General features: G+C 63.8%; 23 protein-coding genes and 1 pseudogene. 18 read left to right on the top strand and 6 right to left on the bottom strand.

What is annotated here, in order from left to right; genetic code table 11:
* Positions 1–478: 478 nt before the first annotated feature.
* Positions 479–634: pseudogene (locus ACM61V_RS18100) on the top strand (phospholipase); the annotation flags it as partial.
* Between the two features lie 141 nt (positions 635–775).
* Here the strand turns inward: ACM61V_RS18100 and ACM61V_RS18105 are convergent.
* On the bottom strand, positions 776–955 hold the full coding sequence (locus ACM61V_RS18105) for a hypothetical protein (protein WP_419714351.1): 180 nt from the start codon (positions 953–955) through the stop codon (positions 776–778).
* Between the two features lie 733 nt (positions 956–1,688).
* Here ACM61V_RS18105 and ACM61V_RS18110 point away from each other — a divergent pair.
* The 13 genes from ACM61V_RS18110 to pdxH all read left to right on the top strand — a co-directional run bounded on the left by ACM61V_RS18110 (position 1,689) and on the right by pdxH (position 13,764).
* Positions 1,689–2,210 (top strand): hypothetical protein, encoded by a 522-nt coding sequence (locus ACM61V_RS18110; RefSeq protein ID WP_419714352.1) that lies wholly within the window; start codon positions 1,689–1,691, stop codon positions 2,208–2,210.
* Positions 2,211–2,561: a DUF305 domain-containing protein gene (locus ACM61V_RS18115; RefSeq protein ID WP_419714353.1), complete on the top strand. Its 351-nt coding sequence runs from the start codon at positions 2,211–2,213 to the stop codon at positions 2,559–2,561.
* Positions 2,561–3,481, top strand: a complete 921-nt coding sequence (locus tag ACM61V_RS18120) for a cation diffusion facilitator family transporter (protein ID WP_419714354.1) — start codon at positions 2,561–2,563, stop codon at positions 3,479–3,481. Before ACM61V_RS18115 ends, ACM61V_RS18120 begins: the two co-directional genes overlap by 1 nt.
* Positions 3,482–3,543: 62 nt before the next feature.
* Positions 3,544–6,084, top strand: a complete 2,541-nt coding sequence (locus ACM61V_RS18125) for a heavy metal translocating P-type ATPase (protein WP_419714355.1) — start codon at positions 3,544–3,546, stop codon at positions 6,082–6,084.
* Entirely contained in the window at positions 6,081–7,346 is a 1,266-nt protein-coding gene (locus ACM61V_RS18130; RefSeq protein ID WP_419714356.1) for an NRAMP family divalent metal transporter, read from the top strand. The genes ACM61V_RS18125 and ACM61V_RS18130 overlap by 4 nt, the downstream gene beginning before the upstream one ends.
* Before the next feature lie 5 nt (positions 7,347–7,351).
* The gene (locus ACM61V_RS18135; protein WP_419714357.1) at positions 7,352–7,615 is read left to right on the top strand and encodes a hypothetical protein; all 264 of its coding nucleotides are present in this window, start codon (positions 7,352–7,354) and stop codon (positions 7,613–7,615) included.
* Positions 7,612–8,067 carry an MgtC/SapB family protein gene (locus ACM61V_RS18140; protein ID WP_419714358.1) on the top strand — a complete coding sequence of 152 codons (456 nt, stop codon included), beginning with the start codon at positions 7,612–7,614 and terminating at the stop codon, positions 8,065–8,067. The genes ACM61V_RS18135 and ACM61V_RS18140 overlap by 4 nt, the downstream gene beginning before the upstream one ends.
* Entirely contained in the window at positions 8,067–8,708 is a 642-nt protein-coding gene (locus tag ACM61V_RS18145) for a ZIP family metal transporter (RefSeq protein ID WP_419714359.1), read from the top strand. Before ACM61V_RS18140 ends, ACM61V_RS18145 begins: the two co-directional genes overlap by 1 nt.
* 44 nt (positions 8,709–8,752) lie before the next feature.
* A protein-coding gene (locus tag ACM61V_RS18150) for an IS3 family transposase (RefSeq protein WP_119592876.1) occupies positions 8,753–10,116 on the top strand; the annotation gives its coding sequence in 2 pieces (ribosomal slippage) (positions 8,753–9,101 and positions 9,101–10,116; 1,365 coding nt in all).
* Positions 10,117–10,239: 123 nt separating this feature from the next.
* A complete protein-coding gene (locus ACM61V_RS18155; protein WP_419714360.1) occupies positions 10,240–10,752 on the top strand; it encodes an SRPBCC family protein in 513 nt (170 codons plus the stop codon).
* Between the two features lie 58 nt (positions 10,753–10,810).
* Positions 10,811–11,659, top strand: a complete 849-nt coding sequence (locus tag ACM61V_RS18160; RefSeq protein ID WP_419714361.1) for a TauD/TfdA dioxygenase family protein — start codon at positions 10,811–10,813, stop codon at positions 11,657–11,659.
* A 42-nt stretch (positions 11,660–11,701) separates the two neighbouring features.
* Positions 11,702–13,147, top strand: a complete 1,446-nt coding sequence (locus ACM61V_RS18165; protein WP_419714362.1) for an aromatic ring-hydroxylating oxygenase subunit alpha — start codon at positions 11,702–11,704, stop codon at positions 13,145–13,147.
* Positions 13,144–13,764, top strand: coding sequence for a pyridoxamine 5'-phosphate oxidase (pdxH, locus tag ACM61V_RS18170; protein ID WP_419714363.1), 621 nt, complete (start codon positions 13,144–13,146; stop codon positions 13,762–13,764). Before ACM61V_RS18165 ends, pdxH begins: the two co-directional genes overlap by 4 nt.
* Positions 13,765–13,795: 31 nt before the next feature.
* Here pdxH and ACM61V_RS18175 read toward each other — a convergent pair whose 3' ends face one another.
* Together ACM61V_RS18175 and ACM61V_RS18180 are read right to left on the bottom strand one after the other, a co-directional pair.
* Positions 13,796–15,166, bottom strand: a complete 1,371-nt coding sequence (locus ACM61V_RS18175; protein WP_419714364.1) for an NRAMP family divalent metal transporter — start codon at positions 15,164–15,166, stop codon at positions 13,796–13,798.
* A gap of 465 nt (positions 15,167–15,631) precedes the next feature.
* Entirely contained in the window at positions 15,632–15,853 is a 222-nt protein-coding gene (locus tag ACM61V_RS18180) for a hypothetical protein (protein WP_419714365.1), read from the bottom strand.
* 550 nt (positions 15,854–16,403) lie between these two features.
* Between ACM61V_RS18180 and ACM61V_RS18185 the strand changes: the two genes are divergently transcribed.
* Positions 16,404–16,832 (top strand): DUF1810 domain-containing protein, encoded by a 429-nt coding sequence (locus ACM61V_RS18185; RefSeq protein ID WP_419714366.1) that lies wholly within the window; start codon positions 16,404–16,406, stop codon positions 16,830–16,832.
* On the opposite strand, the gene ACM61V_RS18190 is transcribed toward ACM61V_RS18185, so the two are convergent.
* The 3 genes from ACM61V_RS18190 to ACM61V_RS18200 all read right to left on the bottom strand — a co-directional run bounded on the left by ACM61V_RS18190 (position 16,821) and on the right by ACM61V_RS18200 (position 18,779).
* The gene (locus ACM61V_RS18190) at positions 16,821–17,258 is read right to left on the bottom strand and encodes an RES family NAD+ phosphorylase (RefSeq protein ID WP_419714367.1); all 438 of its coding nucleotides are present in this window, start codon (positions 17,256–17,258) and stop codon (positions 16,821–16,823) included. The genes ACM61V_RS18185 and ACM61V_RS18190 overlap by 12 nt on opposite strands.
* On the bottom strand, positions 17,255–17,677 hold the full coding sequence (locus ACM61V_RS18195) for an antitoxin Xre/MbcA/ParS toxin-binding domain-containing protein (protein ID WP_245896856.1): 423 nt from the start codon (positions 17,675–17,677) through the stop codon (positions 17,255–17,257). Before ACM61V_RS18195 ends, ACM61V_RS18190 begins: the two co-directional genes overlap by 4 nt.
* 85 nt (positions 17,678–17,762) lie before the next feature.
* Complete coding sequence (locus ACM61V_RS18200) at positions 17,763–18,779, bottom strand: NADP-dependent oxidoreductase (protein ID WP_419714368.1); 1,017 nt, start codon at positions 18,777–18,779, stop codon at positions 17,763–17,765.
* A 134-nt stretch (positions 18,780–18,913) separates the two neighbouring features.
* Between ACM61V_RS18200 and ACM61V_RS18205 the strand changes: the two genes are divergently transcribed.
* Genes ACM61V_RS18205 through ACM61V_RS18215 form a run of 3 tightly spaced genes read left to right on the top strand, consistent with a single transcriptional unit; the run spans position 18,914 to position 24,697 of the window.
* Positions 18,914–19,708: an ImuA family protein gene (locus ACM61V_RS18205; RefSeq protein WP_419714369.1), complete on the top strand. Its 795-nt coding sequence runs from the start codon at positions 18,914–18,916 to the stop codon at positions 19,706–19,708.
* Positions 19,608–21,440: a DUF6504 family protein gene (locus ACM61V_RS18210; RefSeq protein WP_419714370.1), complete on the top strand. Its 1,833-nt coding sequence runs from the start codon at positions 19,608–19,610 to the stop codon at positions 21,438–21,440. Before ACM61V_RS18205 ends, ACM61V_RS18210 begins: the two co-directional genes overlap by 101 nt.
* Entirely contained in the window at positions 21,440–24,697 is a 3,258-nt protein-coding gene (locus ACM61V_RS18215) for an error-prone DNA polymerase (protein ID WP_419714371.1), read from the top strand. The genes ACM61V_RS18210 and ACM61V_RS18215 overlap by 1 nt, the downstream gene beginning before the upstream one ends.
* Positions 24,698–24,823 lie beyond the last annotated feature (126 nt).

Here is a 24,823-nt window from a genome sequence, read left to right on the forward strand (position 1 = left end):
GCCTCCTTGCGGTCCAATCCGAGGCGAGAGCGCCATCGCCGAACGTCTCGACGCATCTTTCGGATGCTCGGCCTGTCGCTGATGCCAATTCCGCCGGGGCTTATCTGGCAGGCTATGAGCATTCACGACCATGCTTTAGATTGCGGGCCGCAGGGCTGGCGCAATGCGCTTGCGCTGCTGTGTGTCGCAGCCGCCGGATGCCTCGCCGCGCTCTTGATCGCTTTTAGACGGTCGACGGACGGACGCTTGATCCCCGCATCCGACACGCGGGCCATCAGCATCTTCGTCCTAATCGGGATCGCCAGTTACCTCGCCTGGGCGGCGCTCCTGCGTAGCGGATACTGCACATCGCCGGGGGTGCCGCGATGACAAGGCGCAACCCCGCTCGGCGCAATCTCGGAGAAATTGAAATGTCGGATGATCTCGCGCGCCCCGGCGATAAGCCGGACCAAGCTTACTGGCGCAGGCGCGCCGGAGCGGCGGTATCGATATGACAAGGAGGCGGTGGGACACCAGCGATCATCGTGACGAGAACTCCCGGCGAAAATACCCTGACGGGACAAGCTACGGGCCTTGGCACGATGCGACCATGGCGCTTGAGGGGCCCGTAGCGCGGGCGCTGGGCCACAGCGCTGCGGTTTCGAAGAAAATAGCCCGGATCCGTGATGGGTTGATTGCCGAGCATCTCGGCGTGCCCTGCTCGGCGGCCGAAGAGGCGTATACTGAGACCGGGTCGCTTATCCGCACGATAGAGGATCTGCGGGGTAATGAGAGATCACTGCGGGCGTTCGACATGCCCGGCCTTGCGCCTTTGGGCGAGTGACTTGCGGATACGAAGCTTCTCGATCCCGAAGGCCCGGAAGAGATGGTCGAACCTCTGACCCACCGCCGTTCGCTGGTTGCGCGTTTTGGCAACTTTCACCGCGATCGCCGGCGCGCCAATCATTCGAAGCACGCGCGGTGACTCGCTCCGCCAGCAGCCCCATGCCCGCTCTCCCGATGGCCGCCCCCAAACCAGCTTGCGGGTTTGCACCACTGTCACGGGGCGATCGCAAATGGCGCCATTGGGAAAAGCGCGAATTCCAGCGGCACTGGTGGTTACTCCTGTTAATCTCGTTCGCCCCCATCCCGCCAATTTTGATTTTGCTGGCAGCGGCCGTCCACCGCCACAAGCGCGCGTGTGTGCCCATGTTCTATGACGATGCGCTTACGATCCTTTTTGTCGCGGTTGCCTGTTGGCTTTGGTCAGAACTTGAAAATATTAAGAAGGCCGCTCGTCTTGAGCCAATCGCACCCAGCGACTTAAGGTCGATTTCAATCATCGTCTGTGCAGGAGTTTTCGCCTATGCTGGATTGGCTCTGTATTGTTTTGGAGACTTTTGCTCTGCGGAGACTAGGTAGCTGTTTTACGCTTTTTACTCGACAACAAAACTGCTGACCTTCTCTTCGATATTTGAAAGGATTGGTTGATGTCGGAATCAAGGCCGATCGCGAAATCGGACCGTGAGGCTGGACCCGCAGAGTCGGATGCTGCCTATTGGCAACGGCGAGCCGAAGAGGAGCTCGAGTTGGCGCAGACTGCCACAAAACCTGAAACGGTCGCTGCGCACTATGTGATCGCGGAGGAATATCTGAAACGGGCTGGCGTTGACCATGCCGATTGACGGCGCTGATCCGGAGAGACGGCCATGACCCGAACTCAAATCGTAATCACCTTGCGTGAATCGCGGATGCGCGTCTGGTCGGCTCTCGTCAGTTCAGAGCACCTTTTGGTGTCGCGGCTCGAAGAGCCCAATAAGCTCGGCAATACAAGATGCTTCATTCGTATGAAGGGATGGTCGAAGTCTCTTCACATGGAGGCGATGGTCGACCTTTTGGAAGAGCGTTGCTCGTTTTCCTGGAGTAGCGGCGTGAACTTCGCGCTCAAAATGATCGAGCCGTACGATCTATCCGGTGATGGCGACAAACCGATAATCACCCATAGCTTGGCAATAAGCGGTGCCGTCGCGCCATTTGTCTCCTCCTTCTTCATGCCACGCCTGCGCGAGTTTCTTACCGCCGGCGACGAGCGCCCGCTCGATATCTGCGTTCGCGCGCAAATCAATCCAGCTATCGTCGGGCATAGTCCCGCCAGGCACGACTGTTCAATCTCAACGACTACTGATCATCGCAATCAGCAAGGTCTTGTAAGCTCAAAACAGGGAAGATGAATGATGCAAAGGAAAGGCATTTTTTGGCTCGTGCCCTTGCTAACGCTCGTCGTCGGCTGCTCGAAGGCCGAGGAGAACCGGAGGGAAGCGTCCAAAACTTCCGCTGATATGTCGCAACATAAACCGGCTATGAATCACGCGTCGTCCGGCGATGCCGACACAGACTTTCTGCAAGCCATGATCCCCCATCACCAAGGAGCGATCGACCTGGCGCGCGATGAAATCGCGAAGGGCAGCGACCCCAAGGTGCTCGCGCTCGCTCAGAAGGTCATTCAGGACCAACAGGCCGAGATTACACAGATGGAAAAGTGGCTCGCTGATCGCCGCTCGCAACGCCAGGAGACGAAGTGATGGAACACGACCATGCGAGCGAGGCCGGCCACAGCCACGATCATACCGCAGGCGCAAACGCAAAGATGCTGACTTGGGCGCTGTGCCTGACGGCGACCTATTTGGTGGCCGAAGTCATCGGGGGCTTCGTCTTCAACAGCCTCGCCCTTCTGTCCGATGCAGCGCACATGCTGACCGACGTTGCAGCGCTCGTTATCGCGCTGATGGCGATAAAGCTCGGCCGCAAAAGCGCCGACGACAAAAGAACCTTTGGCTACCGCCGGTTCGAAATCCTCGCGGCGGCATTCAACGCCGTGCTCCTGTTCTGCATCGCAGTTTACGTTTTCGTTGAAGCCATCAAGCGCTTCAACGCTCCGCAGGAGGTGCAATCGTGGGGCATGATGATCGTCGCGGCTATCGGACTGGTAGTGAATCTCATCTCGATGCGGCTCCTGACCGCCGGCAAGGATGCCAGCTTCAACGTCAAGGGTGCCTATCTGGAAGTATGGGCTGACATGATCGGCTCGGTCGGCGTGATCCTCGGCGCGCTGGCGATCAAATTTACGGGCTTCACTTGGATCGATCCGATCGTTGCCGTCGGCATCGGCCTATGGGTCTTGCCGCGCACTTGGATTTTGCTGCGCGACACGACGAACGTGCTGCTCGAAGGCGTCCCGGCCGGGCTGACACTCGGCGATATACGGTCTGAAATCGCGGGCCTGCCTGACGTCGCCGGCCTGCACGATCTTCATGTTTGGTCGACCAGCAACGACGAGATTAGCTGCACCGTCCATGTCGTCCTGCGAGCGGGCGCGGACGGCGACAGCACTCGCACAGCGGTTCAAGCCATGCTCCGCGACAAGCATCGGATCAAACACTCGACGGTCCAAACCGAGCGATCCGAAGCCCCGTGTGACGGGCAAGCACACCTTCACCAATAGCCGCCGATCGCAATGCTCCTTCACGCCCATGCCGGCGTCCTGACCCACGAAAGGAAGTCGTCATGAACGACAAACTCAAACTCGACATCCCGGTCCTTCTTCCGGACCTTCCCGACGCCGCCGACGCCTGCTTGGATCGACTGGTGTCCACGCTGGTTTCGCGTGATGGGGTCGAGCGGGCGCATGTGATCTGCGTCGATGATGATACGCCAGCGGCGCTCTGCATTCACTTCGACGCCGCGAAGCTGCCGTTGTCCCGCGTGCGCGACATGGTGCGCGTCGCCGGTGCCGAAATCACCGAGCGTTTCGGTCATGCGATCTGGCAGGCCAAGGGCATAAACCACGAGCGCCGTGCCCGCACCGTCAGCGAAGCGCTGAGCGGCATGAAGGGCATCGTACAGGCGAACGCCAGCACGAGCGGATCAATCAGGGTCGAATATGATCGCCGCGAAACGACGGAACAGGACATCCGCGACGCTCTGGCCAAGCTGAACGTCGGTCTCGGAAAACGGATCGCCGCCGACGATCACGCCGGGCACAATCACTCCGGGCACAGCCACGGCCCCGGCGGCCATGGGTCGAAGGAAGAGAGGCATGGTCCCGGAGACGATCACGATCATGCCCATGGCGGGATTCTCGGACCCAATACCGAGCTGATCTTCGCGCTCGCTTGCGGCGCGGCGCTGGGCATCGGCTTTGCTATCGAGAAGCTGGTGACGGGCGCGCCCTCCTGGTTGCCGCTCGCGCTCTTCATCGCCGCTTATGTCTTCGGCGGCTTCTACACGCTGCGGGAAGCGATCGAAAATCTGCGCCTGAAGCGGTTCGAGATCGACACGCTGATGCTGGTGGCCGCTGCCGGCGCTGCCGCTCTAGGAGCTTGGGCGGAAGGCGCGCTGCTGCTGTTCCTGTTCAGCCTTGGCCATGCCCTCGAACATTACGCCATGGGGCGCGCCAAGCGAGCGATCGAGGCGCTTGCCGATCTGGCCCCGCGCACCGCCATGGTGCGCCGGGGCGACGGCGGGACGAGCGAGGTTCCGGTTGAGAAATTGAAGCTCGGCGACATCATCATTGTGAAGCCCGATGAGCGGGTAGCTGCCGACGGCTTCATCGTCAAGGGCACGACGGCGATCAATCAGGCCCCCGTCACGGGCGAGAGTATGCCCGTCGACAAGCGGCCCGTGCAGGATGACGAAGCGGCACGCCAAAACCCCGATAAGGTCGATGCGGCGAGTCGGGTGTTTGCCGGCACCATCAACGGTAGCGGCCTCGTCGAGATCGAGGTCACGCGGCTGTCGACCGAAAGCACGCTCGCCAAAGTGGTGAAGATGGTCAGCGAGGCGGAGACGCAGAAATCGCCCACACAGCGGTTCACGGATCGCTTCGAGAAATTCTTTGTGCCGGCGGTGCTGGCGCTGTCCTTCCTGCTGCTGTTCGCCTGGGTGGTCGTCGATGAGCCGTTCCGCGCCAGCTTCTATCGCGCCATGGCCGTGCTGGTCGCAGCAAGCCCGTGCGCGCTCGCCATCGCAACTCCTAGCGCCGTCCTGTCCGGCGTCGCGCGTGCGGCCCGTGGCGGTGTTCTCGTAAAGGGCGGCGCGCCGCTTGAACTGCTCGGCTCGCTCGATGCGATCGCCTTCGACAAGACAGGCACGCTGACCAAGGGGGAGCCGCGCATTCAGGAAGTCATCCCGGCGCCAGGCGTGGCCAAGGAAGACCTGATGGCGATCGCCGTGGCCGTCGAATCGCTGAGCGATCATCCGCTTGCGCAGGCGATCGCCCGCGACGGCCGCGATCATATTGGCGACAAGGCGGTCCCCTCGGCCGACAATCTCAAGAGCCTGACCGGCCGCGGTGTCTCGGCTGTCGTCGGCGAGGATGAAGTGCTGATCGGCAAGGCCGAAATGTTCGGTGCCGACGGCATCGCCCCATTGTCGGCCGAAATGACGGAGGCGATCGAAAAGCTGCGGGCGGGAGGGCAGACGAGCATGATCGTCCGCCGCGACGGCAAGGACATGGGCGCGATCGGCCTGCTCGACACGCCCCGCGAGACGGCCAAGGCCGCTCTCGAACAGCTCCGGGCAATCGGCATCAAGCGCATGATTATGATCTCGGGCGATCATCAGCGCGCCGCCGAAGCGATCGCCAAGGATGTCGGCATCGACGAAGCATGGGGCGATCTCATGCCCGAAGACAAAGTTGAGGCGATCAAGAAGCTCCGCGCCGAAACCAAGGTCGCCATGGTCGGCGACGGCGTGAACGACGCCCCGGCGATGGCCACGGCGACGGTGGGCATCGCTATGGGCGCTGCCGGGTCCGACGTGGCGCTTGAAACGGCCGATGTCGCGTTGATGGCCGACGATCTCTCGCATCTGCCGTTCGCGGTCGGTCTGAGCCGCAGCACGCGCTGGGTGATCCGCCAGAACGTCTTTGTGAGCCTAGGTGTCGTCGCCTTCCTCGTGCCCGCGACCATTCTCGGGCTCGGCATCGGGCCGGCGGTTGCGATGCACGAAGGATCGACGCTGCTGGTCGTCTTCAACGCGCTGCGGCTTCTCGCCTACCGAGATACAACCGATAGGGTAACGGGCCGCCAGGGAGCCGCCGCATGAAACTCGGGGCGCGGGTTCGCTCGATCGCCCTTTTCGAGCAGCTCGGCCCCGGCCTCGTCACAGGTGCCGCCGACGACGATCCAAGCGGCATTGCGACCTATTCCCAAGCCGGCGCTCAGTTCGGATTCGGGCTGCTGTGGACGATGGTACTGACCTATCCGCTGATGACGGCCGTCCAACTCATCAGCGCGCATATCGGTCGTGTGACGGGCTGCGGCCTCGCAAAGAACATGGGCGACGTTCTCTGGCGGCCGTTTGTCACGTTCCTCGTCCTGCTGCTGTTTCTCGCCAACACGATCAACATCGGCGCCGATCTGGCGGCGATGGGAGCCGCCGCCGAGCTGGTGACGGGCCAAAGCGCCCACATATTCACCTTCGGCTTTGCAGTCTTTTCGCTGCTCCTACAGCTCTTCCTCCCATACCAACGCTATGCCGGATTGCTCAAATGGCTGACCCTGACACTGCTCGCCTATGTCGCCGTCCTCTTCATGGTGAAGCTAGATTGGATCGGCGTAGCCAAGGGCCTCACAATCCCCCGCATCGAGGGCAAGGACGCGATCGTCACTATCGTGGCGATCTTCGGCACCACGATCAGCCCGTATCTGTTTTTCTGGCAGAGTGCGCAGGAGACCGAGGAAGTCCATCGCAATCCGCACGAAGAGCCACTGGTCGATGCGCCGTGGCAAGCCCGGCGCGAGTTCCGGCGGATGCGCCTCGATACCTTCGCGGGCATGGCGGTCTCCAACCTCGTCGCGCTGGCGATCATGATCGGGACGGCCGCGACGCTCCATGCGTCCGGAAGCGTGACGATCAACACCGCCGCCGATGCGGCCAAGGCCCTACAGCCGGTCGCTGGCCCCTTCGCCTTCCTCCTTTTCAGCCTCGGGATCATCGGCACCGGCCTGCTCGCGGTGCCCGTGCTCGCCGGATCGGCCGCCTATGCGATCGGCGAGGCTCGCGGTTGGAAATGCGGGCTCGATCAGCGCCCTTGGGAGGCCGTTGGCTTTTACACGGTGATCGCGCTGGCCACCCTGCTCGGGATCGGCATCGACTGGTCGGACCTCGACCCGATCAAGGCGCTATTTTGGAGCGCGGTCATCAACGGCGTGGTCGCGGTGCCGATCATGGTCGCCATGATGCTCGTCGTTTCCCGGCGACGCGCGATGGGCAAGTTCGCAGCCTCGGGGAAACTGCTTTTCGTCGGTTGGGCAGCAACCGCCGTCATGGCCGTGGCGGCCATCGCCATGATCGGCTTGCAGTAGCGCCGATGGCCGCGAGCAACCGCCACGCCATCAACCGCTTCCTGTTGAAGACCGCAGGGCTGAGCGCTACCGCCTTGCTGCGGTCTCGCGAAGGCCCGTGGCGCGTTGCCGCCTTGCTGTTCCTGTTCGCCTCGGCGCTCGACGCCTTCATCGCCCTGGTTCGGCGGTATCGGCTCATGGGACCCGGCCTGACCTATTGGGACGAGGCCGCAGCTTTCCTTCTTCTGAGCGGCCTTGCCGCCGTGATCGCGATTGGATCGTCGAAATGACACTGCCCTCTTGGTGGGAAGCCCTGTCCCACATCCTGAGCCTTGGGCTGGCCTATGCACTCGCGCTTCCAGCTGGCTGGGACCGGGAAAAGGATGAACGCAGCGCCGGCATCCGCACTTTCCCGCTCGTCGCAATCGCCAGTTGCGGATTCGTGCTGGTCGGCATCGCTATCCTTGGTCGGACGTCCCCTGCGCAGGCCCGGATCCTTGAAGGCTTGATTACGGGCGTGGGTTTCATCGGCGGCGGCGCGATCCTGAAGCATCGCGGCAAAGCATCGGGCACCGCCACGGCCGCCAGCCTGTGGGCAACCGGCGCGCTCGGCGCGGCCGTAGGATACGGCCTTTATGACATAGCCGTAGTCCTCAGCCTTACCACGTTTCTGACCTTGCGCGGCTCTCGCCCACTAAAGCGCGCTACACATGACAGCAGCGAGTCACCGGCGAAGCCGTGATGTGGGCGATACTCTACACTCTGTTCCCCCTAGCGGCCGTTATCATAGGGGCGGTGCTGTCGGTAGTTCGTCGCCCCGGCCCGGCATTTGTAAGCGGAATGCAGCATCTCGCTGCAGGTGTTGTCTTCGCAGCGGCGGCATCGGAGGTTCTTCCGCAGATCAAACATGGCGCGTCGCCGGTAGCAACGCTTATCGGCGGATTGGTCGGACTAGGCGTCATGCTGCTGCTCAAAGTGCTGGAGGGCAGGGCCAAGGGTCCAGTGGCGATGCTTGGCGCGGTGGGGATCGATATTTTTGTCGACGGCCTCGTTCTGGGGCTAGCCTTTCTCGCCGGCGAAAAGGCCGGATTGCTACTGACCGTCGCCTTGACGCTGGAAGTCATGTTCCTGGGGCTGACGGTGACGGCCGAGCTTGGTGAAACGATCGTTTCGCGATGGCGGATAGTGGGCATCACGGCCGCCTTGGGCCTTCTCCTACCGTTTGGTGCATGGATAGCAGCGCCGGTTGCCCTATTTCCTCCAACCGTCATCGTTGGCTTTCTGAGCTTCGGCATGGTGGCTCTGCTTTACCTCGTAACGGAGGAATTGCTGGTCGAGGCGCTGTTCCCCGTCAGCGCCAATGGCACAGATTTGAGGTTGTGAATTAAGGAGTGTTGGGGCTTCGTCGTAGTGACGAAGGAACGAAGATGAAGCCCCAACACTCCTTGAAAAAATCGCCTGCCAAGGCCCCTGCTGAGCGTGTGGTGAAGGACATCCGGCGGCAGACCCGGCGGCATTTTTCGGCCGAAGACAAGATCCGCATTGTGCTCGATGGGCTGCGTGGCGAAGACAGCATTGCCGAACTATGCCGCAAGGAAGGCATTGCCCAGAGCCTGTATTACACCTGGTCGAAGGAGTTCATGGAAGCGGGCAAGCGGCGCCTGGCGGGTGACACGGCTCGTGCCGCGACCAGCGGCGAGGTGCAGGACCTGCGCCGCGAAGCCCGTGCCCTGAAGGAATGCGTGGCCGACCTGACGCTCGAAAACCGTCTGCTCAAAAAAAGCATGATCGCGGATGGGGGCGACGACGAATGAGATATCCCGCATCCGAGAAGCTCGAGATCATCCGGATCGTCGAGCAGTCGCATCTGCCGGCGAAGCTCACCCTCGACAAGCTGGGGATCGCACGCCGGACGTTCTACCGCTGGTACGACCGGTTCCTCGAAGGCGGACCGGAGGCGTTGGAAGATCGGCCATCGGCACCGAGCCGCGTGTGGAACCGGATCCCGCCTGACATCCATGATCAGATCATCGAACTGGCACTGGAGCAGTCCGAGCTGAGCCCACGGGAGCTGGCGGTGCGCTTTACCGACGAAAGGCGTTACTTCGTGTCGGAAGCCACGGTTTACCGCCTTCTGAAGGCCCATGACCTGATCACCAGCCCGGCCTATGTGGTGATCAAGGCCGCCGATCAGTTCCACACCAAGACCACCCGGCCGAACGAGATGTGGCAGACCGACTTCACATACTTCAAGATTATCGGGTGGGGCTGGATGTACCTGTCGACCGTGCTCGACGACTTCTCACGCTACATCATCGCCTGGAAGCTGTGCACCAACATGCGCGCCGAGGACGTGACCGACACGCTGGACATGGCACTGGCCGCATCGGGCTGCGACAGCGCCACGGTGCTGCACAAGCCAAGGCTGCTGTCGGACAATGGCCCCAGCTACATCGCCGGCGAACTGGCGGAATACATCGAGGCCCAGAAGATGAGCCATGTGCGCGGTGCCCCGCTACACCCGCAGACCCAGGGCAAGATCGAGCGCTGGCATCAGACCCTGAAAAACCGCATCCTGCTGGAAAACTACTTCCTGCCCGGCGACCTCGAGGCCCGGATCGAGGCCTTCGTCGAGCACTACAACCACCAGCGTTACCACGAGAGCCTCAGCAACGTGACGCCCGCCGATGCCTACTTCGGCAGGGCACCGGCAATCATCAAACTGCGCGAAAGGATCAAGCGACAGACCATCGAACATCGGCGCTTGCAGCACCGCAAGTTCGCCGCCTAACATCAACCCCCTGACGAGGTCCGCACTCCGCTAATCTACGCCGCGAGTTGTGCCGAATGTTCTGACGACGGACAGCAGGCCGAATATTGGGAAACGATCGGCGCCAGCACCAGCGAGACGCTGGTGCAAACCGCCCAGCGCCTGCCCAAGGAACTGCCCGAAGGCACGCCCGCGGCCGAAGTCCACAAGCGCTGGATGGAAATGGCCGTGGCCGAGGACGCTGCGCGCGGCGTGAAATGGCCAGAGCTGACCGACGCTCAGGTCGCCGCCGCCGGCCTGGCGTTGTCGATCTTCCCCAACGTCAACTTCATTCCGGGGCCGACCTTCGCGCTCGCTTACCGCGTGCGGCCCTACGGCACCGATCCCGACAAGTGCATCTTCGAGGCCGTCGCGCTCGATCGCTTCCCGCCGGGCGAGGAGCCCGACACCGAATGGACCTATGTCGAGCAGGACCTCGAGAAGTGGCCCTATGTCATCGCGCAGGACATCTCGAACATGGTCGAGGTCCATCGCGGCTACAAGTCGCGCGGGTTCCGCGGAAACCTGCCCAACCCGTGGCAGGAGCGCAAAGTGACCAACCTGCACCGCGGCCTGGCCCAATACATGGGCGCTGGCGCGCCGCGCCCGCTGCCGTGACCCACGCGCAACACCCGACTCCCCTTTCCGCCCGCTCAATCGAACAGGAGAGCGCCCGATGACCACCACCACCCTTACCCGACTCCGCGCTGAAGAGATCAAGCCGAAGATCGGCAGCCGGATCCTCAACACCAAGGAGGAGCTGCTGAGCGGCCGGTTGACCGACGAGATCAACGAATTGCTCGAGCGGCGCGGTGTGCTCGTGTTCAAGCGGCTTCACCTGACCGACGACGAACAGGTCGAGTTCACCAACGCGCTCGGCGGCAACGCGACCGAGATCGGCTTCGGAGCGAAGGCGGTCTTTCCGATTTCGCTCGACAAGAGCGTCAACCAGGAGGTGGTCGAATATCTGAAGGGCTCACTGTTCTGGCATGTCGACGGCACGATGAACGACGTGCCGGTGCGCGGCTCGATCCTGACCAGCAAGGTCCTGCCCACCTGGGGCGGCAATACCGAATTCGCCAACTGCTACGCCGCCTATGATGATCTGCCAGAGGAGACCAAGGCGCGGATCGACGATCTGCGGGTCGTCCACACGATGTGGGCCTCGCAGCTCTACCACACGCCCGAACCGACGCTGGCGCAGCTCACCAACTGGCAGAGCCGCGGCCAGGGCAAGCGCGAGTTGCCGCTCGTCTGGAAGCACAAGTCGGGACGCAAGTCGCTCGTGCTCGGCAATACCGCGCAATATGTCGTCGGGCTCGACCCCGAGGAGAGCGCGCGCATCCTCCATGGCCTTCGCGAGATCGCGACCAGCGAGCCTTACCACTATTCCCACGAATGGGAGGTCGGGGACTCGGTCATGTGGGACAATACCGGCACGCTCCACCGGGCCATGCCCTACGATCCGGACTGCGGGCGCCTTCTCCACCGCACGATCCTTCAGGGCGACGAACCCTTCGCCTGAGCATCAGGCCGATCCCGATACGATAACCCAAGAGGTGCTCCGATGGCTGAGATGGACCCCGTGAACTTCGACGGCGCAGAGCGACTGGCGGGCGAGAGCCCGCTCAGGATCGAGAACCCGGCGCTGATCCCTGCCGCGCGCTATTACGACGATGAGTTCTATCGGCTCGAGTGCGAGCACCTTTGGCCCAATGTCTGGCAGATGGCTTGCCGGCTGGAGCAGATTCCCAATGTCGGCGACTGGATCGAATATTCGAACGTCGGCAAGTCGGTGATCGTGGTGCGCACCAAGGACGGGGTGAAGGCGCACCAGAACCACTGCCGGCATCGGGGCGTGCCGATCGCCGGCGGGCAGGGCAATGCCGAGGGCCAGAGCGCACACGGCAATTGCGCTAGGTCGGGCTTCATCTGCCCGTTCCATGGCTGGCGCTGGAACATGGATGGCGATTGCACCTTCGTCTACGGGCGCCATCTGTTCGACGAGGAGGTGCTGGCCAAGGACGATCTCGCGCTGCGCTCCGTCCGGGTCGAGACCTGGGGAGGCTGCGCCTTCATCAACCACAATCCCGAAGCGCCCTCGCTGCGCGATAGCATGGGTCCGGTGCTCGGTGCGCTCGAAGCGCGCGGCATGGACGACCTGCGCTCCGAATGGTGGTTCGCCACGGTGCTGCCGGCCAACTGGAAGGTGGCGATGGAAGCCTTCATGGAAGGCTACCATGTGATGAAGACGCATCCGCAGCTTCAGCACGCGCAGCCCAGCCTCTACAATTCCCGCTACGGCAACGAGACCGGCGGGCTCGGGCCGCTGGTCAATCCGAACCTGTCGGTGCGCGAGAACGTCGCCGAATGTCTCCACTCGATGGAGCTGCTCAGCGCCGGCATGGCGGGGCTGGTTCACGAGAAGGAGGTCGCGATCGCCCGCGAGCTCGCCGATGTCGATCTGCCGGAAGACCCGCAGCTCGCGATGATGACGTGGTTCGGCCTGGTCGCCCAGGCGATCACCGACAAGCTGCGAGCGCGGGGCGAAAATGTACCGGATCTGCCCAGGGCGATGCAGGAGCATCCGCTGGAGGCGGTCGAGTACCTGTTCCCCCATTATTTCCTGCTCACCTACTTCAGCTCGATGTCGAGCTACCGCATTCGCCCGCTCGGACCGGAGTCCTGCCTGTTCGAGCTCTGGTCGCTCACACACTATCCGGAAGGCGAGGCTCCCGAGCCGCCGCGTGAGCCGACTGTGCTGCCGTTCGACAGCCAGGATTTTCCGATGATCCCGCGTCAGGATTATTCGAATATCCCGATCCAGCAGAAGGGCCTGCATTCTGAAGGGCTCGATGTGCTCCGTCTCTCCAAGGACCGCGAGGGGTTGATCAGCAATTACCAGCGGCTCATCGACGGCTACATCGCCGGCGCGCCGCTGGGCGACTTGGCGCGCGCTACCACCAAGCTCGGGGGGAATTTCGACGGTCCGATCCTCGATCTCGAACTATGACGGCCGGGATATTCGCCGACGCCGCATCGCGCTTGATCGACCAGGAAGACCCCTTCGAAGTCTTCGCGGACTGGTTCGCGCTGGCGTGTGAGCGCGAGCCAAGCGATCCCAATGCGATGGCGCTGGCAACGGTGGATGCGGAAGGGAGGCCGTCGCTGCGCACCGTCCTGATGAAAGGCCATGATCGCAGCGGCTTCGTGTTCTACACCAATTGCCATAGCCGCAAGGGCCGCGAACTGGCGGATAACCGCAATGTCGCCTTGCTCTTCCACTGGAAGTCGCTGCGGCGCCAGATCCGCATCGAAGGCAGCGTACATCCTGTCGAGGGCGAGACCGCCGACAGGTATTTTCACAGCAGGCCGCGGGATTCCCAGATCGGCGCGGTCGTTTCGCGGCAGTCGGATGAACTATCGTCGCGTGCCACGCTTTTCGACGAGTTCGCGGCGGCTCGGGATCGGTTCGAAGGCGAGGTCGTGCCGCGTCCCGCGCATTGGTCGGGCTATCGCGTTGAAGCGACGGCGATCGAGGCCTGGCTCGACCGGCCGCATCGCCTGCACGAACGCAAGCTCTTCGCATTTCAGGACGGTGTCTGGAGATCGACTTGGCTTTATCCGTAAAGCGTCACCGCGCAGTTCGGACTACGGCGCTTCAGCTGCGTCCCGTCGCGACGAAGGCCAGAAAGAGCAGCGACGCAGCGATCATCACGATCGTCGCGGCCCAGCCCCAGAAGGTCTTGGCACGTGTCAGCGCCAGCCGGCCCATGGCGCGTGGGTTGCCCACGATCAGCATCATGACGACCATGAGGGGACCGGCGAGCACACCGTTGACCACGGCCGCCCAGTAGAGCGCCCGGGTGGGATCGATGCCGATCTGACTGAGCGATGCGCCGGCAAGCGTCGTCGCAGCGATCGTGCCGTAGAACAGACGGGCCGAGAGGGGCTTGGCGTCGAGGCTGCCAGCCATCCCCGCCATTTCGGTGACGGCGTACGCGGCCGACCCGGCGAGTACCGGCACGGCGAGCAGCCCAGTGCCGATGATGCCCAGGGCGAACATGGCGAAGGCGAACTGCCCGGCGATCGGCCGCAGCGCTTCGGCTGCCTGCGAGGAGGTCGCGATGTCATGGATACCGCTCGCCCCGAGCGTGGCTGCGGTCGCGAAGATGATCGCCAGCGCGATAAGGTTGCTGAAAGCCATGCCGGTCAACGTGTCGACGCGGATCCGTTTGAGCTCTGGTCCGGCGGTGGTCGGAGTCAGGCAGAGAGGCTTGGCATGATGGCGGTGCTCTTCCTCGATTTCCTGGCTGGCCTGCCAGAAGAACAAATAGGGGCTGATGGTCGTGCCGAGCACCGCGACGAGGGCGGTCGCATAGGCGGCGTTGAACTGAATCTCGGGTATGACCAGCGAGCGCAGGGCATGCGGCCATGGTACCCTCGCGACGGCCACGACGGCGACGTAGGTGAAGAGGGAGATTGTCGTCCATTTGAGGATCGCGGCGTAGCGGCGATAGCTCAACCCGACTTCAAGCACGATACAGACGATGCCGAACAGAAGGGTGTAGATCGGGCCTTGGCCACCGACCATGAGCGCGAGGGCTGCGCCCATGGCGCTGAGATCGGCGCCGAGATTGACGATGTTGGCGATGAGCAGAAGCGCGACGACGCCTTGCAGCAGGGGTCTGGGATAGTGCCGTCTCAGGTTGCGCGCGATGCCGGCGCCGGTGACGCGGCCGATCTGAGCTGCGACTTCCTGGATCGCCACCATCAGCGGAAAGCTGAGAACGATCGTCCAGGACAGGCCGTAGCCGAACTGTGCGCCGATCTGGCTGTAGGTGCCGATGCCGCTGGGATCGTCATCAGCCGCGCCAGTGATGAGGCCGGGGCCGAGTATGCGCAGGAAACGCGCGAGACGCGATCGCGGGGCGTCGTCGTCGCCGACGGGAGAGGGCGACGGGATGACGCCTCGGTTGGAAGTCACGGTCGGCTGATCACCCCTCTGGTACCCATTCCGGCGCACGGGCACCTGTGGCGCTCCATCGCGCAAGTGCGCGGCAGTCGCTATTGGTAATATTCCTTAGCCGCGTGCTAATCATCGACCTTTCCCGGCTGCCGGCAGCCCCCCCCACCGCCCACCGACGCTAGGACTTTGCAGGCGGTCACCGTGTTTTTGCTCAGTCTCATTCAGAAGGCCGGGCCATGCCCTCGCGCTCGCGCGGATGCAGGATTTCGCGCATTGTGGCGTTCGCCTGTCGGCGCAGTTGACGGCATTCCCGGAGGAGCCGAGGATTGGCGGCAGGCGCCACGCTCCGTTCCAGTTTCTCGACAGCTGCGCATAGGGTCTCGAACGCCTGTTGAATTGTATGCCTTTGATCCATCGACCTCATTCCAGTTGCGATATGCTGCTGGGCCATTGGCCGATGGGTGTCGCCAAAAGGTTATTATGCAGCGCGGCGGTCGCCGCGAATTGATGGCGGTCAAATAGCTCGGGTCAGTCACCTTGGCGTGCCGGCGGTCGGGGGTTCTTGTCGGCGGCCGGCTGAAGGATCCAGCGTTCGACGGTCTCGAGATTGAGGCCGTCCTCGACATGATATTGCTTGGCGATCCCGATATAGTCCTCGTCGGTGTAGGCCATCTTGGTCGGCCGAAGAGAAATACGGTAGGTCAGGACTTTGCCATCGCTGCAATGCGCATCGACCACTTTTCTCGGCATATCCGAAGCCAGCCTCCGTGTTTCCTGCGAACTGCGCATCGACTTTGTACCCGGGCTCGGCCCGGCTGCGGGAAATCTACGAGCATAGCGATGCGCGGCACGTTCGGCGCCGCGACAGGACGCAGGCGCTTGGCCAGGAAGCCTGACCAGCCCTAACTCGAAGAAGGTTTCCACGCCTCCGCCGCGTCTCCGCGAGCGCGACAAGTCTAGTCCGAAAGCCTTAATGAATACAACCGGCGACTATGCGTAAAATGCGCAAGGACGGGGGAAATGGACCAATCTCCCGATCGCGGCGGGACGATGCGCGCGGCGAGCGCAACAGTCATGCTGTCCTCGGCCGGCGACCATGTGCTGTCTCATTCCGGCGTTAGAGCAATATAAGAACCGGCTTGAGTCGGCGGGGCAAGGATGGAAAAGAAGCAGGCATGCGTCATGATGTTCGATTGTATATTGTCTCCATTTTGGATGAGTTCGACGATTCCGGGGGCAATGTAGCGATCGGCGGCAAGTCTATCCGTGCGTGCGGACCGGCATGGGCGGCTCTGCTCTGATGCCCGATGACAATTCGCTCGACCGCTTCGTCGAGGCCCAGACGCTTAGTTACAAGACGGCTCTCGCGGAGATCCAGCGGGGCGCCAAGCGGGCGCACTGGATGTGGTATATTTTCCCGCAGATCGCGGGGCTGGGCCAAAGCTCGACGGCCCGGCATTTTGCGATCCGGTCCGCCGACGAAGCGCGCGCCTATCTCGACCATCCGCTGCTTGGTCCCCGTTATGTCGAGTGCGTCGCCGCGCTGCAGGACCTGCCCACCAGCGATCCGGTCGCCGTGTTCGGCGACCTCGACGCCGTGAAGCTGCGATCCTCGCTCACATTGTTCGAGGCGGTGCGGCCCAACTCGCTCCTGGCCGCCGCGATCGATCGCTGGTTTCATGGACAGCGGGATGCTGCGACGCTGGCCCTGCTAGGGTCAGCCCAGTAGCCTCGGGTCTAGCCGGAACGGCTCGTTGGCAATCACCGCCACGCGGACCATGTCGGCATGGTGGACGTTGAGCAGCATGTTCCACTCCTGCGGAACCACGACGCTGCGCACGCGCAGCGCCAGTGCATCTCGCGCGTCGAGAAAGGCATCACCTTGTCTGATGCAGGCGTCATCGTCGGCCGGATCGCCGTCAAGGATGCGCAGCGGCGCGTCGTCGGGAATTTCGATGGTCAGCAGCCGGAGGTCGTCCGGAAGCAGCTCGGCCGGGAGGTCGAGATGCACCAGCACCTCCAGCACCGCGAGGCTGGGCGTCGCGGCGGTATAGACCATCGGCCGCCCGGCCGAGTTCCAGCCTCCGCCCCAAAGGCGTGCGCCTTCACCGTCGAGCGCAAAATGGGCGGCCTTGCAGAGCCGATAGGCAATCACGCTGCGATGCCGTGCTCGATCCGCCCGAGGAGAGCTTCCACGGCGCGCGCGCCGCGATCGGTGTCGGCCATCGCCAGAGGCGTTTCGCCATCGAGCGCGCGATTCTCGCGGTTCAGCCAGGCCTGCGCCTTGTCGCGGTTGCCAAAGACTTCCTCGGCAGCCGCAACGATCCCCACAACCCGCAAGAGTCTGTCGGATTCATCCTGCTCCAGGGGCTGGGCGTTCTGCTTGCGCCGCTTGAAGGTGCGAAGGTTGATGACTTTGGGATCGAGCAGGTTGAACGACAGCCGGGCGGCTTCGAGAAAATGATCGACAGCCTGGGTGGGCACGCCGCGGCGGACAAGACGGACGATGTCCCTCTCGTTGTGGAGAGGCCCTGTTATCGCCTCGCCTCCAAGCAATTCCTGGATACGCGTCATTGCCGTCATCTTGCGCCTCACAATATGCCGAACCTTACCCGGCATATTGCACATATAGGTTAGCGCCGGCTTATCGACAAGCGGCTTAGGCGGAATGCTCATCCATGCGCACCACGACCTTGCCCTTGGCGTGGCCGCCTTCGAGATAGGCGAACGCCCGTTTGATCTCGGAAAAGGGAAAAACGCGGTCGATGACGGGTTCGAGCTTTCCGGCATCGATGAGCTGTCCGAGCTCCGCGAGTTCGGCGCCACTGGGATGCATGAAGAGATAGCGATAGGTGACGCCGCGTTTTCGGGCCTCCGCACGCGAGCCATAGCTCGCGAACCAGAACAGCGTGGCGAGCAGCGCGCCCCGTCCGAGGTCTTTGCGCGCGGTCACGGGCTCCGGCAAACCCGCGATGGACACGACTTTGCCGCCGGGCTTCACGACGCCGAAGACTTTCTTGAGCGTTTCCCCGCCGAGCAGGTCGAAGACGCCATCCATGCCGCGAACATGATCTTCGAAAGCCTGCGTCGTATAGTCGATCACCACGTCGGCGCCGAGGCGTTCGACCAGCGCCTTGCCGCGCGGCGAGGCCGTGGTGATGACTTCTGCGCCGAGCCACTTGGCGATCTGGATGGCGAAGGTCCCGACCCCGCCCGCGCCGCCGGGAATGAAGACGCGGCTGCCAGGCTTCAGGTGAAGTTCGTCGCGTAGAGCCTGCAGCGCGGTCAGCCCCGCGAGCGGAACGCTGGCCGCTGACTCGAAATCGAGCGATGCGGGCATGGGAGCCAGGAGGTCGTCCGGAATGACCGCATCGTCGGCGAAGGCGCCTAGAGCATCCTTGGCCACGCGGGCGAAGACGCGGTCGCCGACCGCGAAGCGCGTCACGCCGTCGCCCAGCGCCTCGACGACACCGGCGAAATCGTTGCCCATGACGGCCGGCAGCTTGTACCTCTGGACGGCCTTCAACATGCCCTTGCGGATCTTGTAGTCGACGGGGTTGAGGCTCGCGGCCCGAACGCGCACGAGCACTTCATGCGCCTGGGGCAAAGGACGGGGCATTTCGCGGATTTCGGCCGCGTCCGGTCCGCCATATTTCTTGAGAACGAAGGCTCGCATGGCGCGCACCATGCCCGAAAAAGCGCGGTTTAGATATGTGGCGGGGCCAGATGCGAGCGGGGAAAATCGATCGTCCTTGACGAATCTGACGACTCAAGGGAACATAAAGAGAACGAACGAGTCGATAGTGATTGATGTCCGCCCTAGCTTCGCCCGACCAGCGGCCTTGTGCCGATCAGCTTGCTGCGCTTCGCGCGCAGCTCACGCAGGCCGAACGCCTGCGTGGGCCTGTGCTGGCATTCGGCGTGACGTCGCTTGATGAGCGCCTCGCGGGTCATGGCCTGGATAGCTGCGGGCTTCATGAGTTCGCGGCAGCAAGCGCGGCGCTGAGCGACGACGCAGCCACGACGCTCTTCGCTGCCGGAATTGCCGCGCGCTTCGCCGGGGCGCCCGGTTCCACGGTGCTATGGGCGCTGTCGAAATTCGACCTCTATGCACCTGGCCTCGAACAAGTGGGGCTCGGACCCGACAAGGTCCTTTATGCGCAGGGCCGCAAGGATAGCGAGGTTCTGGCGCTTGCCGAGGACGGTTTGCGAGACGGCGCGCTGGCCTGTGTGGTGGCCGAGGTAAAGGCGGCCGATCAGACGGCGACGCGGCGGCTTCAGCTTGCCGCTACCGACGGCGGAACGCCGATGCTTCTCTACCGGCGCCATCGGGCGCGTGACCGGTGTCCCTTCGATCAGCCATCCTCGGCGATGACCCGGTGGCGTATCGGCTGCGCACCTTCCGCGAGATTGCCCTATCCGGGAGTAGGCCACGCTCGTTGGTCAGTCGAGCTGGTCCGGCAGCGAAACGGCCATCCCTTTTCTCTCGAAGTTGAAGCGTGTGATGAACAGGGTCGCCTCGCTCTACCTGCCTCATCTCGCGATCGAGCGGATACGCCTGAGCGAGCGCGTCGGCAGGCTGGAGCCGTCCATCGAGCTGCCTGACCGCGGCGTTCCGTTCGCCGAACCGCCATTCCGCGGCGTGGTTGACGACAATCCCGGCGCCTGTTCGGTTCCGCGCGGTGGTGGCTGGCGTCCCGGCGCGCGCTGGGCGCAAGGTCACGCGCGGTCCTCGGGGCGAACCCTGGAGGAGCCGAGTGCTCTTCCCGGACACCGGCGCCCGGCCAAGCACGAAACCGGACGCCGGAGCGAAGGCGCGCATCATCCATTTCGCGCGATACCCCCGGATGAACGGAAACGGGGTCCTGCGGTAAACTCTTCCCGCGCACTGCGTCAGTGGACCCGTCCGCTCATTCTGATCGAACGGGTCGGCCAGAAGGAGGTCGTGACCGCCGCCTGTTTACAGGCGTTGGAACTGGGACTGGTGCCTGGAATGGCCGCCGCCCATGCCCGGGCCCTGGCTGCTGATCTCGACGTGCGCGATGCCGAGCCGGAGCGCGATCGCGACGTGCTCGACCGGCTGGCACTGCATGCAGTCGGGCGCTGGACGCCGACGGCCAGTGTCTCGGGCCCGGATGGCCTTTGGCTCGACCTGACCGGCACCACGCACCTGTTCGGCGGCGAGGAGCGCTTCTGCCGCCGGCTGCTGCGCTTTTTGCGGCGTTTCGGCTATACGGCGACGATCGCGATCGCCGGCTCGCCGGGCGCGGCGCATGCGTTGGCGCGCTTCAGCGACGCGGCGACCACGATCGTGCCTGCTGGGTCGGAGACCGCGGCCATTGCCCAACTTCCGCTTGCCGCGCTCCGTCTCACACCGGACGCGTTGAGCGCGGCTTCGAGGTTCGGTCTCGAGCGGATCGTGGATCTCTATCCCATGCCGCGCGGGCCGCTGGCGAAAAGGCTCGGCCTTTCCGCCGTGACCAGGCTGGATCAGGCGCGGGGTCTGGTCGCAGAACCCCTTGTTCCCGTCGTGCCTTTCGAGATGCCTCGGGTCGAGCGTCGGCTGCTCGAGCCGATCGGCACCGCAGAGGCTATTGTTCAGATCATCGGCGACCTCGTCGATGATATGGCGGCCGTTCTCGAGACACGCGGATTTGGCCTGCGCGCGGCGGTGCTGACCTGCCTGTGCGTCGATGGCCTCGAACAGCGGATCGGTCTCGGCACCGCGCGCGCGACGCGCGATGCGAAGCACCTCAAACGCATGTTCGCCCTGCGCGTCGAGCGGATCGCGCCCGGCTTGGGGATAGAGGCGATGACGCTCGCCGCGCCGCGCGTCGAGGCGTTGCAGCCGGCAGCGATGCCATGTGGGCTGATCGACGGCGAGCGGACGCCGGACCTTGCGCCCCTGGTCGACCAACTGGCCGGACGCGTCGGCGATGATGCCTTGTTTCGCATGGCGCCGCGCGAAAGCGACGTGCCGGAGCGTGCGGTGCGCCGCATGGGCGCTCTCGAGATTCCGACCGGCTGGTCGCGGTGGACGCGTCCGGCGCGACTGTTGGCACGGCCCGAAATGCTCTCGCACGTGGTGGCGCTGCTTCCCGACCATCCACCGCGCCGCTTCGTCTGGCGTGGCAAGGCCTATGAGGTTGTCGCCGGCGACGGTCCCGAACGCATTCATGGAGAATGGTGGCGGACCGCCCGCGAGATGTGGGCGGTCCGAGACTATTTCCAGGTCGAAGCCGAAGGCGGCGAGCGCTTTTGGCTATTCCGCCGCGGCGACGGCGTGGATGTGCCGACGGGGGATCTCAGCTGGTACCTGCACGGGCTTTTCGGCTGATGGCGACCTATGTCGAGCTTCAGGTGACGAGCCACTTCTCCTTTCTGCGCGGGGCAAGCGCGCCGGAAGAGCTGTTCGCCGCGGCCGCGCTCCAGGGGCATCGTGCTCTTGGACTTGCGGATTGGGGGAGCGTTGCGGGTGTCGTTCGGGGCTGGGACGGCCAGAAGACGACGGGCGTGCGCATGATCGCCGGCACCCGGGCCGACCTCAGGGACGGGCGCGCGCTGCTGCTCTATCCGGTGGATCGGCAAGCCTGGGGCCGGCTGACGCGATTGCTCTCGATCGGCAAGGGGCGAGGCGGAAAGGGTCGCTGTCTTCTCGACTGGTCGGATGTCGTCGAGCACGGCGAGGGCCTGATCGCCATTCTGCTGCCCGGCGAGCATGTTGGCGCGGCCGACCTCGCCGAGTTGCGGCAGGCCTTCGGCGCGCGCGGCTATCTGGCATTGTCGTTTCGCCGCCGGCCGGGCGACGGTGGCCGCCTGTACGTGCTCGATCGGCAAGCGCGCGCGGCCGGCGTGCGCTGCGTCGCGACCGGAGATGTCCTGTATCATGCCGCCGAACGCCGGCCGCTGCAGGACGTGCTGACCGCGATCCGCGAGAAGGCCACGATCGACGCGCTCGGCTTCCGGCGGGAACGGTTCATGGATCGCAATCTGAAGCCGCCCGAAGAAATGGAACGCCGCTTCGCGGCCTTCCCGGATGCTATCCAGGCCAGCGCGGACATCGCCGATCAATGCCGGTTCGACCTTGGCGAGATACAGTATCAATACCCCTATGAGGAGGTGATGGCGGGCTGCACCGCGCAGCAGGCGCTTGCGCGCCTGACGGAAGAGGCCGCCGCGCGGATGTTTCCCGGTGGCGTGCCGCACGCTTACCGGAGCCAGATCGATCATGAGCTCGCACTGATCGATAAACTTGGTTACGCCCCCTATTTTCTGACGGTAAATTCGATCGTCGCGGAGAGTCGCCGGCGGGGCATTCTCTGTCAGGGGCGGGGCTCGGCCGCCAACAGCTGCGTCTGTTTCCTGCTCGGCATCACCTCGATCGACCCTGTGCAGCACGAGCTTCTGTTCGAGCGGTTCGTTTCCGGCGAGCGCAAGGAACCGCCCGATATCGACGTCGATTTCGAGCATGAACGCCGTGAGGAAATCATCCAGTGGATCTACGCGACCTATGGACGTCATCGCTCCGCTCTGACCGCGGTCGTCACACGCTATCGCACGCGCGGGGCGGTCGCCGAGGTCGGCAAGGCCCTGGGGCTGCCACGCGATCTCACGAAGATGCTGACCGGCCTGGTCTGGGGCTGGTCGGTCGAGGGTATCAGCGATGAGCAGATAGCGAGCCTGAACCTCAACGCGAAGGACCACAGGCTTCGCCTGACGCTGGACTTGGCGCAGCAGCTCATCGGCACGCCGCGGCATCTGTCGCAGCATCCCGGCGGCTTCGTGCTGACGCAGGATCGGCTCGACGATCTCGTGCCGATCGAGCCGGCGCGGATGGAAAACCGCCAGATCATCGAATGGGATAAAGATGATATCGACGCCCTGAAGTTCATGAAGGTGGACGTCCTGGGGCTCGGCATGCTCGGTTGCATGAACCGGGCGTTCAACCTTCTGGCCGATCACAAGGGCATCGCCATCGGCATGGCGGATCTGCAGAAGGACGATCCCGCCGTCTATGCCATGATCCAGAAGGCCGACACTTTGGGCGTCTTCCAGATCGAGAGCCGGGCGCAGATGTCGATGCTGCCTCGCATCAAGCCGGCCAAATTCTACGATCTGGTGATCGAGGTCGCAATCGTCCGGCCGGGCCCGATCCAGGGCGACATGGTGCATCCCTATCTCCGCCGCCGTGAAGGCAAGGAGAAGCCCGAATATCCCAAGCCCGAGCTTCGCGCGGTGCTCGAGAAGACGCTGGGCGTGCCATTATTCCAGGAACAGGCCATGAAGGTGGCAATCGTGGGCGCGGGATTCACGCCAGCGGAGGCCGACCAGCTGCGCCGCGCCATGGCGACGTTCAAGCTCACGGGCGGGGTCAGCCATTTCTACGACAAGCTGGTGGGTGGGATGGTCGCGCGGGGCTATCCGAAGGATTTTGCCGAACGCACGTTCAAACAGATCGAGGGATTCGGCTCCTACGGCTTTCCGGAGAGCCATGCCGCGAGCTTCGCCAAGATCGCCTATGCGAGCTGCTGGATGAAACACCATCATCCCGACGTGTTCTGCGCCGCGCTCCTCAACGCGCAGCCCATGGGATTCTACGCGCCGGCACAGATCGTCGCCGACGCGCGCAAGCATGGGGTCGAGGTGCGGCCGGTCTCGATCAACCACAGCCATTGGGACTGCACGCTGGAGCCGGCGCATGGCAGCTTCCTCGCAGTGCGGCTGGGCTTTCGGCAGGTGCGCGGCCTTGCCAACGTGCATGGAGCGGCGATCGTCGGAGCCCGGGGGCCGGCGCCCTTCGAAAGCATCGAGGATGTCTGGCGCCGCGCCGGCGTACCGCGTGCGGCTATCGAGCGTCTTGCGGAAGCCGATGCTTTCCTCTCGATCGCCGAGGACCGGCGGCAGGGTCTGTGGAAGGTGAGGGGCCTGGGCGAAGCGCCGCTGCCGCTGTTCGCCGCTGCCGACGCGCGCGAGGCGGCCTTCTCGCCGGAGGGCCTCGAGCCCGCGGTTTCCTTAAAGCCGATGACGGCGGGCCGGGAAGTCGTGGAGGATTATCGCACCACGCAGCTCTCGCTTCGGGGCCACCCCATCAGCTTCCTGCGCCTCGCTCTGGATGCGATGCGGATTGTGCGCTGCGCGGATCTCCCGTCGATCCGCGACGGGCGCAATGTCGAGGTGGCCGGTGTGATCCTGGTCCGACAGCGCCCGGGCTCCGCCAAGGGCGTGCTCTTCGTCACGATCGAGGACGAGACCGGCATCGCGAACGGCATTCTCTGGCCCAATAAGTTCGAGATCTACCGGCGGCAGGTCATGTCGGCTTCGATGATCGCCATGAGGGGCAGGCTGCAGAAGGAAGGCGAGATCATCCATATCATCTGCGATCGCATCATCGATCACGACGCCATGTTGCGCAGTATCGGCCGAGTGGATTTCGCGGTTCAGCCTGGTCGCGGCGATGGCGCGAAGAACGGCGGCGGCCCCGACCCCCGCGATCCCGCATGGACGCCGCGCGGCCGAACCCTCGCCTCCGCGCCCTTCGGCACGGCGGCGGAGGAAGATGAGATCGTGCGAATCCGCAGTCATGATTTCCATTGAGGCTTTCGCGGGCGGAGCAAAGCTCGGCTGGAACCGACTCTTGGCACGCGCTAAACCCTGATCAGGGCAGCGCGGGCCGGGAAAGCGGCAATGCAGCGCGGGTCGGCGCTATAGACCCGGTCAAGG

This window comes from Sphingomonas sp. TX0543, assembly GCF_048565505.1.
Classification (GTDB): Bacteria; Pseudomonadota; Alphaproteobacteria; order Sphingomonadales; family Sphingomonadaceae; genus Sphingomonas.